Source organism: Variovorax boronicumulans NBRC 103145, assembly GCF_001591345.1.
GTDB classification, from domain to species: Bacteria; Pseudomonadota; Gammaproteobacteria; order Burkholderiales; family Burkholderiaceae_C; genus Variovorax; species Variovorax boronicumulans.
This window is the reverse complement of sequence record NZ_BCUS01000079.1, coordinates 15,712-29,497: the sequence shown is the minus strand read 5'-3', so window position 1 is coordinate 29,497 and position 13,786 is coordinate 15,712. Positions and strand designations below refer to the sequence as shown.

The 13,786-nt window shown below is 68.9% G+C and carries 22 protein-coding genes; 4 read left to right on the top strand and 18 right to left on the bottom strand.

What is annotated here, in order from left to right; genetic code table 11:
* Positions 1-614: TolC family protein (locus VBO01S_RS21130; RefSeq protein WP_169805070.1), on the top strand; the 614-nt coding region annotated here is incomplete at its 5' end.
* Here VBO01S_RS21130 and VBO01S_RS21125 read toward each other — a convergent pair.
* The 10 genes from VBO01S_RS21125 to VBO01S_RS21080 all read right to left on the bottom strand — a co-directional run bounded on the left by VBO01S_RS21125 (position 595) and on the right by VBO01S_RS21080 (position 7,951).
* The gene (locus tag VBO01S_RS21125) at positions 595-1,995 is read right to left on the bottom strand and encodes a sensor histidine kinase (RefSeq protein ID WP_062478917.1); all 1,401 of its coding nucleotides are present in this window, start codon (positions 1,993-1,995) and stop codon (positions 595-597) included. The two genes, VBO01S_RS21130 and VBO01S_RS21125, sit on opposite strands and share 20 nt — an antisense overlap.
* Entirely contained in the window at positions 1,992-2,690 is a 699-nt protein-coding gene (locus tag VBO01S_RS21120; RefSeq protein WP_062478915.1) for a response regulator transcription factor, read from the bottom strand. The genes VBO01S_RS21125 and VBO01S_RS21120 overlap by 4 nt, the downstream gene beginning before the upstream one ends.
* Before the next feature lie 50 nt (positions 2,691-2,740).
* Complete coding sequence (locus VBO01S_RS21115) at positions 2,741-3,121, bottom strand: hypothetical protein (protein ID WP_255221159.1); 381 nt, start codon at positions 3,119-3,121, stop codon at positions 2,741-2,743.
* A gap of 5 nt (positions 3,122-3,126) precedes the next feature.
* Complete coding sequence (locus VBO01S_RS21110; RefSeq protein ID WP_062478911.1) at positions 3,127-3,618, bottom strand: DUF4260 domain-containing protein; 492 nt, start codon at positions 3,616-3,618, stop codon at positions 3,127-3,129.
* Positions 3,611-4,075 (bottom strand): Spy/CpxP family protein refolding chaperone, encoded by a 465-nt coding sequence (locus VBO01S_RS21105; RefSeq protein WP_062478908.1) that lies wholly within the window; start codon positions 4,073-4,075, stop codon positions 3,611-3,613. The genes VBO01S_RS21110 and VBO01S_RS21105 overlap by 8 nt, the downstream gene beginning before the upstream one ends.
* Positions 4,076-4,164: 89 nt before the next feature.
* On the bottom strand, positions 4,165-4,548 hold the full coding sequence (locus VBO01S_RS21100; protein ID WP_062478905.1) for a hypothetical protein: 384 nt from the start codon (positions 4,546-4,548) through the stop codon (positions 4,165-4,167).
* 168 nt (positions 4,549-4,716) lie between these two features.
* Positions 4,717-6,522, bottom strand: coding sequence for a phosphoenolpyruvate--protein phosphotransferase (ptsP, locus tag VBO01S_RS21095; RefSeq protein WP_062478903.1), 1,806 nt, complete (start codon positions 6,520-6,522; stop codon positions 4,717-4,719).
* A gap of 10 nt (positions 6,523-6,532) precedes the next feature.
* On the bottom strand, positions 6,533-6,802 hold the full coding sequence (locus VBO01S_RS21090; RefSeq protein ID WP_062478901.1) for an HPr family phosphocarrier protein: 270 nt from the start codon (positions 6,800-6,802) through the stop codon (positions 6,533-6,535).
* Positions 6,771-7,226, bottom strand: coding sequence for a PTS sugar transporter subunit IIA (locus tag VBO01S_RS21085; RefSeq protein ID WP_062478898.1), 456 nt, complete (start codon positions 7,224-7,226; stop codon positions 6,771-6,773). Before VBO01S_RS21085 ends, VBO01S_RS21090 begins: the two co-directional genes overlap by 32 nt.
* Positions 7,227-7,414: 188 nt before the next feature.
* Positions 7,415-7,951 carry a hypothetical protein gene (locus VBO01S_RS21080; protein ID WP_062478896.1) on the bottom strand — a complete coding sequence of 179 codons (537 nt, stop codon included), beginning with the start codon at positions 7,949-7,951 and terminating at the stop codon, positions 7,415-7,417.
* 102 nt (positions 7,952-8,053) lie between these two features.
* On the opposite strand from VBO01S_RS21080, the gene VBO01S_RS21075 reads away from it, so the two are divergent.
* Positions 8,054-8,551 (top strand): TlpA disulfide reductase family protein, encoded by a 498-nt coding sequence (locus VBO01S_RS21075; RefSeq protein WP_062478893.1) that lies wholly within the window; start codon positions 8,054-8,056, stop codon positions 8,549-8,551.
* 65 nt (positions 8,552-8,616) lie between these two features.
* Here the strand turns inward: VBO01S_RS21075 and VBO01S_RS21070 are convergent, their stop codons facing one another.
* Positions 8,617-9,063 (bottom strand): c-type cytochrome, encoded by a 447-nt coding sequence (locus VBO01S_RS21070; RefSeq protein ID WP_062478890.1) that lies wholly within the window; start codon positions 9,061-9,063, stop codon positions 8,617-8,619.
* A 160-nt stretch (positions 9,064-9,223) separates the two neighbouring features.
* Here VBO01S_RS21070 and VBO01S_RS21065 point away from each other — a divergent pair, with 160 nt between their 5' ends.
* On the top strand, positions 9,224-9,931 hold the full coding sequence (locus VBO01S_RS21065) for a cytochrome b/b6 domain-containing protein (protein ID WP_062478887.1): 708 nt from the start codon (positions 9,224-9,226) through the stop codon (positions 9,929-9,931).
* Positions 9,928-10,518 carry a GNAT family N-acetyltransferase gene (locus VBO01S_RS21060; protein WP_062478885.1) on the top strand — a complete coding sequence of 197 codons (591 nt, stop codon included), beginning with the start codon at positions 9,928-9,930 and terminating at the stop codon, positions 10,516-10,518. The genes VBO01S_RS21065 and VBO01S_RS21060 overlap by 4 nt, the downstream gene beginning before the upstream one ends.
* 109 nt (positions 10,519-10,627) lie before the next feature.
* On the opposite strand, the gene VBO01S_RS21055 is transcribed toward VBO01S_RS21060, so the two are convergent.
* The 7 genes from VBO01S_RS21055 to rpsS form a co-directional block, all read right to left on the bottom strand.
* Positions 10,628-11,134, bottom strand: coding sequence for a peroxiredoxin (locus VBO01S_RS21055; RefSeq protein ID WP_062478883.1), 507 nt, complete (start codon positions 11,132-11,134; stop codon positions 10,628-10,630).
* Between the two features lie 83 nt (positions 11,135-11,217).
* Positions 11,218-11,487, bottom strand: coding sequence for a 30S ribosomal protein S17 (gene rpsQ, locus VBO01S_RS21050; protein ID WP_062478880.1), 270 nt, complete (start codon positions 11,485-11,487; stop codon positions 11,218-11,220).
* 9 nt (positions 11,488-11,496) lie between these two features.
* Positions 11,497-11,706 carry a 50S ribosomal protein L29 gene (gene rpmC / locus VBO01S_RS21045; RefSeq protein WP_056577224.1) on the bottom strand — a complete coding sequence of 70 codons (210 nt, stop codon included), beginning with the start codon at positions 11,704-11,706 and terminating at the stop codon, positions 11,497-11,499.
* Between the two features lie 55 nt (positions 11,707-11,761).
* Positions 11,762-12,178: a 50S ribosomal protein L16 gene (gene rplP, locus VBO01S_RS21040; RefSeq protein ID WP_007838137.1), complete on the bottom strand. Its 417-nt coding sequence runs from the start codon at positions 12,176-12,178 to the stop codon at positions 11,762-11,764.
* A gap of 52 nt (positions 12,179-12,230) precedes the next feature.
* The gene (rpsC, locus tag VBO01S_RS21035) at positions 12,231-13,142 is read right to left on the bottom strand and encodes a 30S ribosomal protein S3 (RefSeq protein WP_062478877.1); all 912 of its coding nucleotides are present in this window, start codon (positions 13,140-13,142) and stop codon (positions 12,231-12,233) included.
* Positions 13,143-13,159: 17 nt separating this feature from the next.
* Positions 13,160-13,492, bottom strand: coding sequence for a 50S ribosomal protein L22 (gene rplV, locus VBO01S_RS21030; protein WP_007838134.1), 333 nt, complete (start codon positions 13,490-13,492; stop codon positions 13,160-13,162).
* 9 nt (positions 13,493-13,501) lie between these two features.
* Positions 13,502-13,780 carry a 30S ribosomal protein S19 gene (gene rpsS, locus VBO01S_RS21025; RefSeq protein ID WP_062478874.1) on the bottom strand — a complete coding sequence of 93 codons (279 nt, stop codon included), beginning with the start codon at positions 13,778-13,780 and terminating at the stop codon, positions 13,502-13,504.
* Positions 13,781-13,786: the final 6 nt, after the last annotated feature.

Here is a 13,786-nt window from a genome sequence, read left to right as displayed (position 1 = left end):
CGGTGGACGCCGGCCTGCCGGCTGACCTGCTCGCGCGCCGGCCCGACATCGCACGCGCCGAAGCTGCATTGGCCGCAGCCGATGCGGATGTGACGGCGGCGCGCGCGGCGATGTTCCCCACGCTCACGCTGAGCGCCGGCCTCGCGGCTGCGGGCCCGCGTTTCGGCACGCTGTTTGACCACCCGGTGTACAGCCTGGCAGCAGCGCTCGCGGCGCCGGTCTTCGACGGCGGCCGGCGCGCGGCGGCGCGCGACCTGTCGGCCGCACGGCGCGAAGAGTTGCTCGCGAACTACCGCGCCGCCACCGTGGCCGCCTTCACCGACGCGCTGACCGCGCTCGAGGCCGTGGCCGCACTCGACACGCAGCGCGTGGCACAAGACGAAGAACTGGCGCAGGCCGAACGCGCGCGCACGCTCGCCGAGTCGCGCTACCGCGCAGGTGCCGAGACGCTGCTCACGCTGCTCGATGCGCAGCGCACGCTGTTCGCCGCGCAGGACGCGCGTGCGCAGTTGCTGCAGGCGCGCTTGCAGGCCAGCGTAGCGCTGTACCACGCGCTCGGCGGTGGATGGTCTGCCGAATCGGCGGCCACGCGCCTCAGCCGAAACGCACGCTGATCTGCAGGCCGGGGTGCGCGTTGCGCACCGTGAGCCGCCCACCGTGGGCTTCGGCGATGAGCCGGCACAGGTACATGCCGAGGCCGACACCGCCGGTGGCGCGCGCCCGCGCGCCGTCGGTGCGATAGAAGGGCTCGGTCAGGCGCTCGAGCTGCGCGTCGTCCACGCCGGGACCGAAGTCGCGCACCTCCAGCTCGGCACCGCCGTCGGCCGGCGCGCGCAAGCTCACGGTCGGTGGCTGCGGTGCGCCGGCGCTGTAGCGCAGCGCGTTGTCCAGCAGGTTGCGCACCATCAGGCGCACGCGCATGCGGTCGACGGGCTGCGGCGCCAGGCCGTCCGCGAGGTCGAGCTGCACCGCTTGCGCGCCGGGCATCTCGGCCACGATCTCGCGCACCAGCGCGGCCAGGTCGACCGGCTCGCGCTGCAGCGCGGCATGCGGGCTGGCCAGGCGCTCGCTTTCGAGCAGGTCGCTGATCAGGTCGCGCATCTCGTTGAGGTCGCGCAGCAGCGCCTCGCGCTCGGCCTCGCCTTCGGGCGTGGCGGGCAGCAGCTCGGCGTTGAGCCGGGCCCGCGTGAGCGGCGAGCGCAGCTCGTGGCTCAGCGCCAGCAGCAGGCCGCGCTTGGCATCGAGCATGGCCTGGATGTCGCTGGCCATGGTGTTGACGCGCTGCGCGAGGTCGCCCAGGTCGTCGTTGCGGCGGATCGGAATGGGCTGCGTGAACTCGCCGCGACCGAAGCGCTGCGCGCCCTCGCGGATGTCGATGAGCGGACGCAGCAGCCGGCTCACCAGCGCGTAGGCCACCACCACGAGCAGCAGCAGCACGCACAGCGTGGTCCAGCCCGCCGCGCGCGGCGCGAGCTGCCACAGCCGCGGCGCCCAGCCGAAGATGACCTTGTGCCCGTCGGCCGTGGGGCGCACGAACCAGCGCTCGGTGGAGAACATCGACTCCTCGCGGTCGCGGTCGTAGAACCAGCCGCCGCGCGCGTGCATGTCGTTGCCGGGGTTCGACTCCCAGTTCACGGTGGGCCCGGTGATGCGGATCGTGATCGGCAGCCGGTCGACCAGCGCCTGCGCGCGCACCGTGTCGGGCGGCGTGCCGAGTTCGGCGACGAGGCGGTCGGCGTAGTCCATCAGCATCGGCTGCGCGGCCTCGGCCCAGGTGCTGGAGAACGAGCGCTTCATGCCGCCCACGAACACCGCCGCCATCACGAGCGCGAGCACCACGAACATCATCACGATGCGCACGCGCACCGAGCTGCGCCAGCGCTGCTGCATGTGCGCGTGCATGCGCGCGTGCCAGTGCCGGCGGCGCTCCTTGCCGGGGCACAGGCCTTCGTTGTCGGCGGGCACGGCGCCTGCGCGCCTGCGGGGAAATCTCATGAAGAAGGCTCGCCCGGCGCCACGGCCAGCGCGTAGCCGGCGTTGCGCAGCGTCTTGATGCAGTCGAGCGGCTCGAGCTTCTTGCGCAGCCGGCTCACCACGATGTCGACCGCGCGCGTGAAGAGCTCGGCCTCGTGGCCGCGCAGCCGGTTGAGGATGTCGTCGCGGCTGAACACCTTGCCGGGCTCGCCGGCCAGCAGCGCGAGCAGGTCGAACTCGGTGCCGGTGAGCTCCACGCGCTCGCCGTGGCGCAGCACCTGGCGCCGGTCGAGGTCGATCGACAGGCCGTCGAACACGCGCAGCTGCGCGTTGGCGGCGGCCGCCGCCGGCGCGCTGCGCTGGCGGCGCAGGATGGTCTGCACGCGCGCCACCAGTTCGCGCGGCTCGAAGGGCTTGGGCACGTAGTCGTCGGCGCCGAGTTCGAGGCCGACCACGCGGTCCATCACCTCGCCGCGCGCGGTGAGCATCACGATGGGGATGTCGCTTTCCTTGCGGATCTCGCGGCACAGCTCGAAGCCGTCCATCTCGGGCAGCATGACGTCGAGGATGGCCGCGTCGTAGTGCCCCGCGCGCAGCTTGGCGATGCCCTCGCTCGGGCGCTTGGCGCTGTCGAGCGTGCAGCCGAAGCGTGCGAAGTAGGTGGTCAGCGGCGCGGCGAGGTGTTCGTCGTCGTCGATCAGCAGGATGCGCGGCATGGCGGGATTGTGCCTCCTGGCAAAGAGAGCGCGAATGGCAAGGCTTGCAATCAATCCGGCCGGCATCGCACCGTCCAGACCAGGCCGGCGCTGAGGCCGGCGAGCAAAAGCACGTGGTAGACCACGTCGGGCACCGTGCGCGGGCCGATGCCCGCGACGATGGTGCCAAGGCCGACCAGCGTGCCCAGCAGGGCAAAGCCCTGTCCGGCGATCGCCGCGGCGCGGGCATGCGCGGGGCGGCGCCAGGTTTCGAGCGCCGCGAACACCAGCACGGTGGCGATCACGGCCTCGGCGGTGCGGGCCTGCGAATGCGCGTGCCCGGCCACGAGCCAGCCACCGTGCACCGCCGACGCGGCGGCGAGCGTGAACGCCTCGCCCAGCATCACGGTGCGCGCGAGCGCGGGGCGCATCGAGGGACGCGAACGGGCCACGGCACTCACCACGGATCGGCGCGGCCGATGCGGCCGAGGTGGGTGGACGCAAAACCCGTCGCGTACTTGAGGCCGAAGCCCAGTGCATGGTCGAGCCCGACGCGAGCCAGCCAGATCAGGCCGCCGGCCACCGCCCACGGCTGCGCCGCGAACACGCCCAGCGCCAGCAGCAGCACGGGCCCGATCAGCGCATGCGCGGCGTTGTACAGCGCCGCGCCGACACGCGGCCCCGCGAGGTAGCCGAGCAGCGAAAGGTCGGGCGCGAACAGCCAGAGCGCGAACACGCCCCAGCCCATGCCGAACTGGGCATAGCCGACCAGCGCCACCGCGAGCACCACCGCGCCTTCGAAGCGCAGCACGGTGCGCACGCCGTCCATGGCCGGCACGGCGGGGTCGCGGGACACCGCGAAACCCACGCGCTGCTGCGGCGCCCGCAGAGCGGGTCGATGCAGCGACACGAAGCGCCCCCAGCCCGGGGGCGAGCCCATTTCAGCCATGGCGGGACCAGCGGCGGCCGCCGCGCTCCATGAAGTCGCGCACCTTCTGCTGTTGCGCCGGATTCAGGTGGTCGAAGAAATCGGCCGCGGCGGCGATGACCTCGGGGCTGCCGGTGCGCACCACGGCGGTCTTCTCTTCGATCAGGCGTGCGGCGCCGGCCTGGTCGAGCGTGTTGCCCGCGAACAGGGCCTTGAACTGCGAGCGCGGATCGCCCGCGCCGCCCGCACCGCGCATCGCCTGGCGCTGCGCCTGCAGCTTCTCGGCCAGCACGGTGAGCTTCTGCTTCTGCGCGGCGTCGAGCTCGAGCTTGCTGCCGACGCGCTCGACCATCTTGGCGCGGAACTCGGCGCTGTCGCCGCCCCAGCCGTGGCGATGGCCGGCACAGCCGGCGATGCTGCCGGCGACGACGGCCAGGCCGGCGAATCCGAACAGGGTTCGTTTGATCCAGTGCTTCATGGGGGTGCTCCTTCATGCGCCCCTGCGCGGGGCTGCTTCAGTGATGAACGTGGCGACGGCGGCGCCGCCCGGGGCGCCGCATCGTCGGCTCAGAGACGGTTGCCGCTGTCGCGCGCGGCGGCGGCACGCGCATCGACGGGGTTCTGCATCGTCGAGATGACCTTGCTGTTCACGCGCGAGCCGGAGGTCACGTTCTGGTCGGGGGCGGCGGCGGTGCGCACGGCTTCGGCGATGACGCGGGCGCGGTCGGTCGACACGGCCACGGTCTCGGGGCCGCGCGAACCACGCACGACGTTCTGGTCGGGGGCGGCGGCGGCACGCACGGCTTCGGCGTTGACATCGGCACGGCTCATGGCCGACACGGGCGCGTGGACGCCCTCGTAGCTTTCAGCCTTGGCGCCGGCGGCGGCGAGCATGGCGAAGGAACCGACAGCGACGAGCTGCGCGAGGGAGAAGGACGACTTGACGATCATGATGCAGGCCTTTCTTTCAGGGGTTGGAAGAGGAGACCTGATGGTGCGCGTCGATGCCCGGCGAGTCCTTTCACCGCCGTATCGCCGTATTTCGGTTTGTTTCACCCGGCCCGCAACCCGCCGTTTTCACGGCGCATCACGAAGACAAAGGTATGCGAAAGCGCGGGCTCAGCCCGCCAGTGCGGCCGCGGGATCGTCCGCGTCTAGCACGCCCCGCGCCCAGGGCTCGAGCTTGCCCGTGTCGGCGCGCAGCACTTCCTGCTTCACGGCGAGGATGCGCGAGGGGTGCATGGAGAAGCTGCGCAGGCCCAGGCCCAGCAGCAGGCGCGTGAAAGCGACATCGCCCGCCATCTCGCCGCACACCGACACGCCCTTGCCCTGGCGACGGCACTCGGTGATGGTGTCGGCCACGAGCTTGAGCACCGCGGGGTGCGCGGGGTCGTACAGGTGGGCAACGGCCTCGTCGGCGCGGTCGATGGCCAGCGTGTACTGGATCAGGTCGTTGGTGCCGATCGACAGGAAGTCGAAGTGCTTCAGGAAGGTCTTGAGCGTGAGCGCGGCGGCCGGAATCTCGATCATGGCGCCGAGCTTGACCGGGCCGTAGACCGCGCCGCGGTTGTCGAGTTCGGCGCGCGCGAAGTCGATGAGCGACAGCGTCTGGCGGATCTCGCTGGCGTGCGCGAGCATCGGAATGAGCAGGTGGATCTCGCCGTGCGCCGCCGCGCGCAGGATGGCGCGCAGCTGCGTGAGGAACATCGCCGGATCGGCCAGGCTCCAGCGGATGGCGCGCAGGCCGAGCGCGGGGTTCAGGTGTTCCTGCTTGCTGCCCGACTTGCCGTCCAGCGGCTTGTCGGCGCCCACGTCGATGGTGCGGATGGTGACGGGCATGCCCTGCATGCCCTCGACCGCGCGCTTGTAGGCCTGGTACTGCTCTTCCTCGTCGGGCAGGCGCGTCTGGCGCGCCGAATTCTCGCGGCCCATGAAGAGAAATTCGCTGCGGAACAGGCCCACGCCCACGGCGCCGGCCTTGACGGCGCCGGCCGTGTCCTCGGGCATCTCGATGTTGGCCAGCAGGTCGACGCGCTGGCCGTCGAGCGTGACGGCCGGCTTGTGGCGCAGCCGCGCGAGCCGGCCGCGCTCGAGGTCGCCCTGGCGCTGCTTGAAGCCGTACTCGGCCAGGATGATCGGCGACGGGTCGACGATCATCACGCCGGCTTCGCCGTCGATGATGACCCAGTCGTCCTGACGCACCAACTGGCTCGCGGAGCGCGCGCCGACGATGGCCGGGATGTCCATGCTGCGCGCGACGATGGCGGTGTGCGAGGTGCGTCCGCCCACGTCGGTGACGAAGCCCGCGAACACGCTCTTCTTGAACTGCAGCATGTCGGCCGGCGAGAGGTCGTGCGCGATGAGCACCAGCGGCACGTCGAAGCCGTCGCCCGCGGTGGGGTCGTCGTCCTCGTCGTCGTGCGCGGCGGCGGCGCGCTTGCGCCGCGGCGGGCTCGGCGCGAGCACGGCGGCCGTGCCCTTCATGCGATGCAGCATGCGCTCGACCACCTGTTCGAGGTCGGCCTTGCGCTCGCGCAGGTACGGGTCCTCCATCTCGTCGAACTGGCGCGCGATGATCTCGAGCTGCGTGGTCAGCGCCCATTCGGCGTTGTACAGCCGCTCGCTGATCCAGTGCTTCACCCCGCCGCTGAGCACGTCGTCCTGCAGCAGCATCTGGTGCACCTCGAGCAGCGCCGCGAGCTCGTGCGGCGCGTCGTTCGGGCCCATCTGCGCCACGCTGGCCTGCAGCTTGGTGAGCTCGTCGGCCACCGCGTTGCGCGCGGTGCGCACGCGGTCGATCTCGGTCTCGATCTCCTCGGGCTTGATGAAGTAGTGCGCCACGTCGATGCGGCTGGACACGACCAGCACCGCGCGGCCGATGGCAATGCCACGGGCGACCGGGAGACCGTGGACTGCGAAGGTCATGCGCGGGTCCTTATTCGCCTTCGCCGAACTTGTCGTCCATCAGTTGGACGATGGCGTTCATGGCTTCATCTTCCTGCGGGCCGTTGGTCTCGAGCTCGACGGTCACGCCGAGGCCGGCGGCCAGCATCATGACGCCCATGATGCTCTTGGCGTTGATGCGGCGGTCGCCGCGCGACAGCCACACCTCGCAGGGGAAGCTGCCGGCGAGCTTGGTCAGCTTGGCCGACGCGCGTGCGTGCAGGCCCAGCTTATTGCTGATGGTCACGGATTTCTTGATCACTGTGCTTTCTTTTCGCCTGGTTCTGGGGAGCCGCCACCGCCACCTGCATCACGCCGGCGGTGCCGCCCGCCAGGGCCCGCTGCACCAGGGTGTCGAGCGGTTCGTGGCGGTAGGTGACGGCGCGCAGCAGCATCGGCAGGTTGACACCGGCCACGAGCCGCGAGCGCACGCCGTCCACCAGCTTCTGCGCGACGTTGCAGGGCGTGGCGCCGAACACGTCGGCCAGCACCAGCACCTGCGAGCGCGGGGCATGCAACTGCTGCGCGAGCGTGATGCGCGCGGCGGCCAGCGTTTCCTCGGGCGACACGTTGGGCAGCACGTCGAGGGCCACGACCGCCTGTTCGCAGTCGGGGAACACATGCAGCGCGCACTGCCGCAGCGCCTGTGCGAACGGGGAGTGGGCAATGATGAGGATGCTGTTCATGCGGCTCGGAGGACGACGCGTCGATTATGCGGGGGCGCCCAAAGGAAGTAGAGACATCGAGGACACAACGCGGCAGCCGGGGAAAGCGGCCATGGCGGGCGCGTGACCGGGGTGTCGGTTGGCGCGGCGGCAACAGCTATGAAAACGATAGCTGGCCCGCGCATCGCGGCCCGCCGGCCGGCCCTCGCTCATGGCAGGCGCAGGCCCTCGAAGAAGGTCTTGGTCGCCTCGGGCGAGGACGGGCGGCCGAGCACGGTGGCCTGGTAGAGCGACACGCTGCCGTCTTTCTGCGACTGCGCGAACCAGAGCACCTGGACCGGCGCCACGCCCTGCTGCGCCGATTGCCCGTCGAGCCGCCACGGTGCGGGAACGGCCGTGGCGCGCGGCAAGGTGGCCGGCCCCTGGATCACCTGCGCGACGCCCAGCTGGCCGTGCGTGGCCGTGCGCCAGGCCGTGAGCCAGGCCTCGGCCTGCGCCGGGCTGGTCGCGGCGGCATGGGCCACGGCGAAGGTCGCGCCGCCGGCTTCGCAGCCGGTCATGTCGACCTGCACCGACTCGGTGCCCAGCGGCACCGCGCGCTGGGCGCGGTCGGCCTTGCAGGGCAGCAGCGCGACCAGGCCGGCGTCGGCGATCGGCACTTCGCGCCAGTTGAAGGTGGGGCTGCAGGCGCCCAGCACGGCGGCCAGGGCCAGCACGGGCCAGGAGGGGGAAGGAAGCGAGGGCATCGGAGGACGATTATCGAGCGGCCTTCGGGGAATGAAGCGCGTGCGCCGGCGCGTTCCGGCACGCGGAACTAAAATCGCGCCGCCTCTCTCATTCAGGTGCCCATGAAAAAATACATCGCTGCCGCCGCCGTCGTGATCGCCCTGGCCGCCGGCGTGGGCGTGTACCTCGGTTCGGGCAGCACGGCCGCTCCGGCCTCGACCTTCGTGCTGCTCGACGGCACCACCAAGAGCACGGCCGACCTGAAGGGCAAGGTCACGCTGGTCAACTTCTGGGCCACCAGCTGCGTGACCTGTGTGGCCGAGATGCCCAAGGTGATCTCGACCTACGACAAGTACAAGGCCCAGGGCTACGACACGCTGGCGGTGGCCATGAGCTACGACCCGCCGAGCTACGTCGTCAACTTCGCCGAAACCCGCAAGCTGCCGTTCAAGGTGGCGATCGACAACACCGGCAGCGTGGCGCAGGCCTGGGGCGACGTGAAGCTCACGCCAACCACCTTCATCGTCAACAAGAAGGGCGAGATCGTGAAGCGCTATGTGGGCGAGCCCGACTTTGCCGAGCTGCACAAGCTGATCGAAAAGCTGCTGGCCGAGGCCTGACCTTCGGCCCCAGAAAAGCAAAAGGCGCTCCGAGGAGCGCCTTTTTCGTGGCGAAAGCCCGCGGCTTACTGGTTGCGGAAGCTGTCGTGGCAGGCCTTGCAGCTGGCGCCGGTCGGGCCGAACTGGGCCTTGAGCGCGTCGATGTTGCCGGCCTTGGCGGCGACGACGAGCTTGCCGGTCTCGGCGATCACCTTGTCCTGGTGTTCCTTGAACTTCGCGGCTTCCTTCCAGACTTCGGGCTTGGCCTTGCCGCCTTCGGTGCCGGCGCCGAAGCCGGCCCAGGGCAGCTTGGCCATGTCGGCAACGATCTCGGCGTTGGCGGCGGCAGCGGCGGCGTCGTAGGGCGCCCGGCCGTTGGCCATGGCGCCGAGGCGGCCGAAGTGCTGGGCCATCACGAACAGCGCGCTCTGGCGGTACTTGATGGCATCTTCGGGCTTGGCAAACTGTGCCGCGGCGGGCAGGGACATCGCAGCGCAGGCGGCTGCAAGGGCGAACGAAGCAAAACGGGTCATCGTGGGTCCTTGTATGGGGGTTTGGGCACCGTCGAACGCGGTGCTGCAGGCAGTGTAGGGGCTGCCCGTGTCGGGCGCATAGCAACAACCCGGTGGAACGACCGGGCCGGACTTTGCTAATCTGCGCCTTCCGCAGCCTCGCGCCCCGGCGCCTTTTTCGATGACCGACACCCTCTCGGTGGCCCGCACACGCGTCTGGGACCTGCCGACCCGCCTCTTTCACTGGGCGCTCGCCTTCGCCGTGATCGGCCTGATCGTGACGGGCCTGAACGGCATCATGGAATGGCATTTCCGCCTCGGCTACACCGTGCTGGCGCTGCTGCTGTTCCGGCTGATCTGGGGGGTCGTGGGCGGGCGCTGGTCGCGCTTCGCGGCCTTCATCTATGCGCCGGGCTCGGTCATTGCCTACCTGCGCGGCAAGTCGCACCCCGACCACCTGATCGGCCACACGCCGCTGGGTGCGCTGTCGGTGTTCGCGGTGCTGGCGCTGTTGATCCTGCAGGTCGCCACCGGGCTGATGGCCGACGACGAGATTTCCGCCTCCGGGCCGCTGACCCGCTTCGTGTCGGGCGCGATGGTGAGCCTGGCGACGGGCTGGCACAAGGCGCAGGGCAAGTGGATCGTGATCGCCCTGGTGAGCCTGCATGTGCTGGCGGTGCTGTTCTATGTGCTGGTCAAGCGGCACCGGCTGGTCGGGCCGATGCTGTCGGGCGACAAGCTGGTGGTCGCGGGCGCGGCCTCCAACGGGAATGGCAATGGCAACGGCGTGGCCCCAAGCCGCGACGATGCGGTGTCGCGCACGCTGGCGCTGGTGCTGTTCGCGCTGTGCGCGGGCGTGGCGTTCTGGGTGGCTTCGTTGCGCGTATGAGCGGCTTTTCCGTCTCCCGTCCGCTGCCGCTGTCGGACACGCCGGCGGTGGTGCTGCTCACGCCCGACGAACCGCACGAGGTCGACGCCGTGCGCGCCATCTTCCGCGACTACGCGGGCTCGCTGGCCATCGACCTCGACTTCCAGGACTTCGACGGCGAGCTGGCCGGACTGCCCGGCGAGTACGCCGAGCCGCGCGGCACCTTGCTGCTGGCGCTGGTCGATCCCGCCCACGTGAACGAAGACGCCGGCCGCGCCGCGCCCACGCTGAAGCGCGCCGACGGCACGCTCGCCCACGTGGCAGGCTGCTGCGCGCTGCGCCCGATCGACAACACGGACTACGCGAACGCGGCGGAAATGAAACGGCTGTATGTGCGCCCCGGGTTCCGGGGGCTCGGGCTCGGCCGGCAACTGGCCGAGGCCATCCTCGATGCGGCCCGCAGCGCAGGCTATGCCTGCGTGCTGCTCGACACCCTCGACGACATGGAGTCGGCGCGCGCCCTCTACGAAGACCTGGGCTTCGCGGAGGTGCCGCCCTACTATCACAACCCCGTCGCCGGGGCTCACTACCTCAAAGTAGAGTTGTAGGCTCGCCCCCAGGCTGCGCGCACTTCGTGTCGCTGCGCCAACCCCCTACCGGGGGCGGGCCGGCCGCTTCGGGCGGCTGTGCGCGGCGGCCCCCCCGAAAGATTCGGTTTCAGCCGCGAGCTTGTGCGAGCAGCGTGTCGGCGTCGCTCACATCGAACTTGCCCGGGCCTTCGACGTTCAGCGTCGCGACCTTGCCGTCCTTCACGAGCATCGAGTAGCGGTTGCTGCGCAGGCCCATGCCGCGGCCGGTCAGGTCGAGCGTGAGGCCGGTGGCTTTCGCGAAGTCGGCGCTGCCGTCGGCCAGCATGCGCACCTTGGCGCCGGTCTTCTGGTCGCGCGCCCAGGCGCCCATCACGAAGGCGTCGTTCACGCTCACGCACCAGATCTCGTCCACGCCGGCGGCCTTGAAGTCGTCGAAGTGCTGCACGTAGCCCGGCACGTGCTTGGCCGAGCAGGTGGGCGTGAAGGCGCCCGGCAGTGCGAACAGCGCGATGGTCTTGCCCGCCGTGGCCTTGGTCACGTCGACCGGGTTCGGGCCGATGCTGCAGCCCTCGCCCTCCACTTCGGAATATTCCTGCAGGGTGGCCGAAGGAAGGGTGTCGCCGACTTTGATCATGTGAATTGCTCCTGAAAAAGAAAAACGGCCCACATTGTGGGCCGTTTCCGGATGGGTTGCCTCGAGGGCGACCGAGTGCCTGATCAGACCAGGACGGCCTTCTCGACCAGACGGGTCACGACCCAGTTCTTGGTCTTCGAGATCGGGCGGCTTTCCGTGATCTCGATGGTGTCGCCGAGGTGGTACTCGCCCTTTTCGTCATGGGCGTGGTACTTGCTCGTCTTGGCCACGATCTTGCCGTAGAGCTCGTGCTTCACACGGCGCTCGACCAGCACGGTCACGGTCTTGGCACGCTTGTCGCTGACCACCTTGCCGATCAAGGTGCGCTTGAGGGATTTTTTAGCTTCCGTCATGTTCACTCCTTACTTGGCGGCTTGGGTCTCTTGCTCTTTCTGAGCAAGAATGGTCTTGGCGCGAGCGATGTCGCGACGCGTCACGCGCAGCGTCGTGGTGTTCGACAGCTGTTGCGTGGCCTTCTGCATGCGCAGGCCGAAGTGGGCCTTCTGCAGATCCTTGATTTCGGCTTGCAGGCCTGCGACGTCCTTCGTGCGCAGGGTTGCGGCCTTCGTCACCTTGGCCGAAGCCGCGGTTTCTTTCTTCTTACGTGTTGCCATGGATGTTCTCCTCTCAGGCGCCGAGCTGGCGAGCGACGAACGTCGTGCGCAGCGGAAGCTTGGCGGCGGCCAGGCGGAACGCTTCGCGGGCGAGTTCTTCGGGCACGCCGACGATCTCGAACACGATCTTGCCAGGCTGGATTTCAGCGACGTAGTACTCGGGGTTGCCCTTACCGTTACCCATCCGCACTTCAGCGGGCTTGGTAGAGATCGGCTTGTCCGGGAACACGCGGATCCAGATACGGCCACCGCGCTTCACGTGACGCGAAATCGCGCGACGAGCGGCTTCGATCTGGCGCGCCGTGAGGCGACCGCGGTCGGTGCATTTGAGACCGAAGTCACCGAACGCAACCGAGTTACCCGTGGTTGCGATGCCGGTGTTGCGGCCCTTTTGTTCCTTGCGGAACTTTCTGCGTGCAGGTTGCAGCATGTTTTGTTACTCCGTGAGGGCCCCAGGCACTTGCGTGCCCGGGAGCGACCGATTACTCGGTCTTGGCACCGTCCGCTGCTGCAGCGGGCGCGGCTTTGCGGACGCGCTTAACGGCGGGTTTCGAGTCTGCACCGGCACCGCCGGTTGCTTCTGCGGGCTTGTCGCTGCCATCGGCCGGAGCGGTGTTGCCACCGATCGGACCACGGGCACCGGCACGGGGGCCGGGACCACGACGGTCGCCACCCGGACGGTCGCCAGGGCGACCATCACGGCGGGGACCACGCGGGCGGCGCTCTTCGTCCGGACGCGGCGTTTCGACGGCCGGCAGGTCGTTGCGACCCAGCGTGTCGCCCTTGTAGACCCAGACCTTGACGCCGATGACGCCGTAGGTGGTCTTGGCTTCCGAGGTGCCGTAGTCGATGTCGGCGCGCAGGGTGTGAAGCGGCACGCGGCCTTCGCGGTACCACTCGGTACGTGCGATTTCGATGCCGTTCAGGCGGCCAGCCGACATGATCTTGATGCCCAGGGCACCCAGACGCATGGCGTTCTGCATGGCGCGCTTCATGGCGCGGCGGAACATGATCCGCTTTTCGAGCTGCTGCGTGATGCTGTCGGCGATCAGCTGCGCATCGATTTCGGGCTTGCGCACTTCTTCGATGTTGACCGCAACCGGCACGCCGAGCTGCTTGCCCAGTTCGCGCTTGAGGTTCTCGATGTCTTCGCCCTTCTTGCCGATCACGACGCCCGGACGAGCCGAGTAGATCGTGATGCGTGCGTTCTTGGCGGGACGTTCGATCATGACGCGCGACACCGAAGCGTTCTTCAGCTTCTTCTTCAGGTATTCGCGAACCTTGATGTCTTCGGCCAGCATGCCCGCGAAATCGCGGTCGCTTGCGTACCAACGGCTGGACCAGTTACGGGTGACCGCAAGGCGGAACCCGGTTGGGTGGATTTTCTGTCCCATATTTCTTCCAGGCCTTCTTAGTTGCCAACCGTCACGTACACATGGCACGTGGGCTTGCTGATGCGATTGCCGCGACCCTTGGCGCGCGCCGTGAAGCGCTTGAGCGTTGCACCTTGCTCGACGTAGATGGTCTTGACCTTCAGCTCGTCGATGTCGGCACCGTCGTTGTGCTCGGCGTTGGCAATCGCCGACTCGAGCACCTTCTTGATGATCACAGCGGCCTTCTTCTGCGTGAATTGCAGAACGTTGAGCGCTTGATCGACCTTCTTGCCGCGGATCAGGTCCGCGACCAGACGGCCCTTGTCGACCGACAGGCGGACACCGCGGAGGACTGCACGTGTTTCAGACATGGTCGTTCCTTACTTCTTCTGGACTTTTTTGTCCGCGGGGTGCCCCTTGAACGTGCGCGTGAGCGCAAATTCGCCGAGCTTGTGGCCGACCATCTGGTCGGTGATGTACACGGGCACGTGTTGCTTGCCGTTGTGCACAGCGATGGTCAGACCGATGAACTCGGGCAGAACCATCGAGCGGCGCGACCAGGTCTTGATCGGCTTCTTGTCCTTGTTCGTCACGGCCTTGTCGGCCTTGGCCACGAGGTGGTGGTCGACGAAAGGACCCTTTTTGAGAGAGCGAGTCATTGGCTA

Coding starts and splice junctions, on each gene's coding strand:
- rplV (WP_007838134.1), bottom strand. CDS start 13,492: ATGTCTGAAACACGTGCAGTCCTCCGCGGTGTCCGCCTGTCGGTCGAC.
- VBO01S_RS21100 (WP_062478905.1), bottom strand. CDS start 4,548: ATGATCGTCAAGTCGTCCTTCTCCCTCGCGCAGCTCGTCGCTGTCGGT.
- VBO01S_RS21085 (WP_062478898.1), bottom strand. CDS start 7,226: ATGAACAGCATCCTCATCATTGCCCACTCCCCGTTCGCACAGGCGCTG.
- rplP (WP_007838137.1), bottom strand. CDS start 12,178: ATGCTGCAACCTGCACGCAGAAAGTTCCGCAAGGAACAAAAGGGCCGC.
- VBO01S_RS21055 (WP_062478883.1), bottom strand. CDS start 11,134: ATGATCAAAGTCGGCGACACCCTTCCTTCGGCCACCCTGCAGGAATAT.
- VBO01S_RS21080 (WP_062478896.1), bottom strand. CDS start 7,951: ATGCCCTCGCTTCCTTCCCCCTCCTGGCCCGTGCTGGCCCTGGCCGCC.
- VBO01S_RS21065 (WP_062478887.1), top strand. CDS start 9,224: ATGACCGACACCCTCTCGGTGGCCCGCACACGCGTCTGGGACCTGCCG.
- rpsQ (WP_062478880.1), bottom strand. CDS start 11,487: ATGACGGAAGCTAAAAAATCCCTCAAGCGCACCTTGATCGGCAAGGTG.
- VBO01S_RS21070 (WP_062478890.1), bottom strand. CDS start 9,063: ATGACCCGTTTTGCTTCGTTCGCCCTTGCAGCCGCCTGCGCTGCGATG.
- VBO01S_RS21105 (WP_062478908.1), bottom strand. CDS start 4,075: ATGAAGCACTGGATCAAACGAACCCTGTTCGGATTCGCCGGCCTGGCC.
- VBO01S_RS21110 (WP_062478911.1), bottom strand. CDS start 3,618: ATGGCTGAAATGGGCTCGCCCCCGGGCTGGGGGCGCTTCGTGTCGCTG.
- VBO01S_RS21060 (WP_062478885.1), top strand. CDS start 9,928: ATGAGCGGCTTTTCCGTCTCCCGTCCGCTGCCGCTGTCGGACACGCCG.
- ptsP (WP_062478903.1), bottom strand. CDS start 6,522: ATGACCTTCGCAGTCCACGGTCTCCCGGTCGCCCGTGGCATTGCCATC.
- rpsC (WP_062478877.1), bottom strand. CDS start 13,142: ATGGGACAGAAAATCCACCCAACCGGGTTCCGCCTTGCGGTCACCCGT.
- rpsS (WP_062478874.1), bottom strand. CDS start 13,780: ATGACTCGCTCTCTCAAAAAGGGTCCTTTCGTCGACCACCACCTCGTG.
- VBO01S_RS21120 (WP_062478915.1), bottom strand. CDS start 2,690: ATGCCGCGCATCCTGCTGATCGACGACGACGAACACCTCGCCGCGCCG.
- VBO01S_RS21075 (WP_062478893.1), top strand. CDS start 8,054: ATGAAAAAATACATCGCTGCCGCCGCCGTCGTGATCGCCCTGGCCGCC.
- VBO01S_RS21125 (WP_062478917.1), bottom strand. CDS start 1,995: ATGAGATTTCCCCGCAGGCGCGCAGGCGCCGTGCCCGCCGACAACGAA.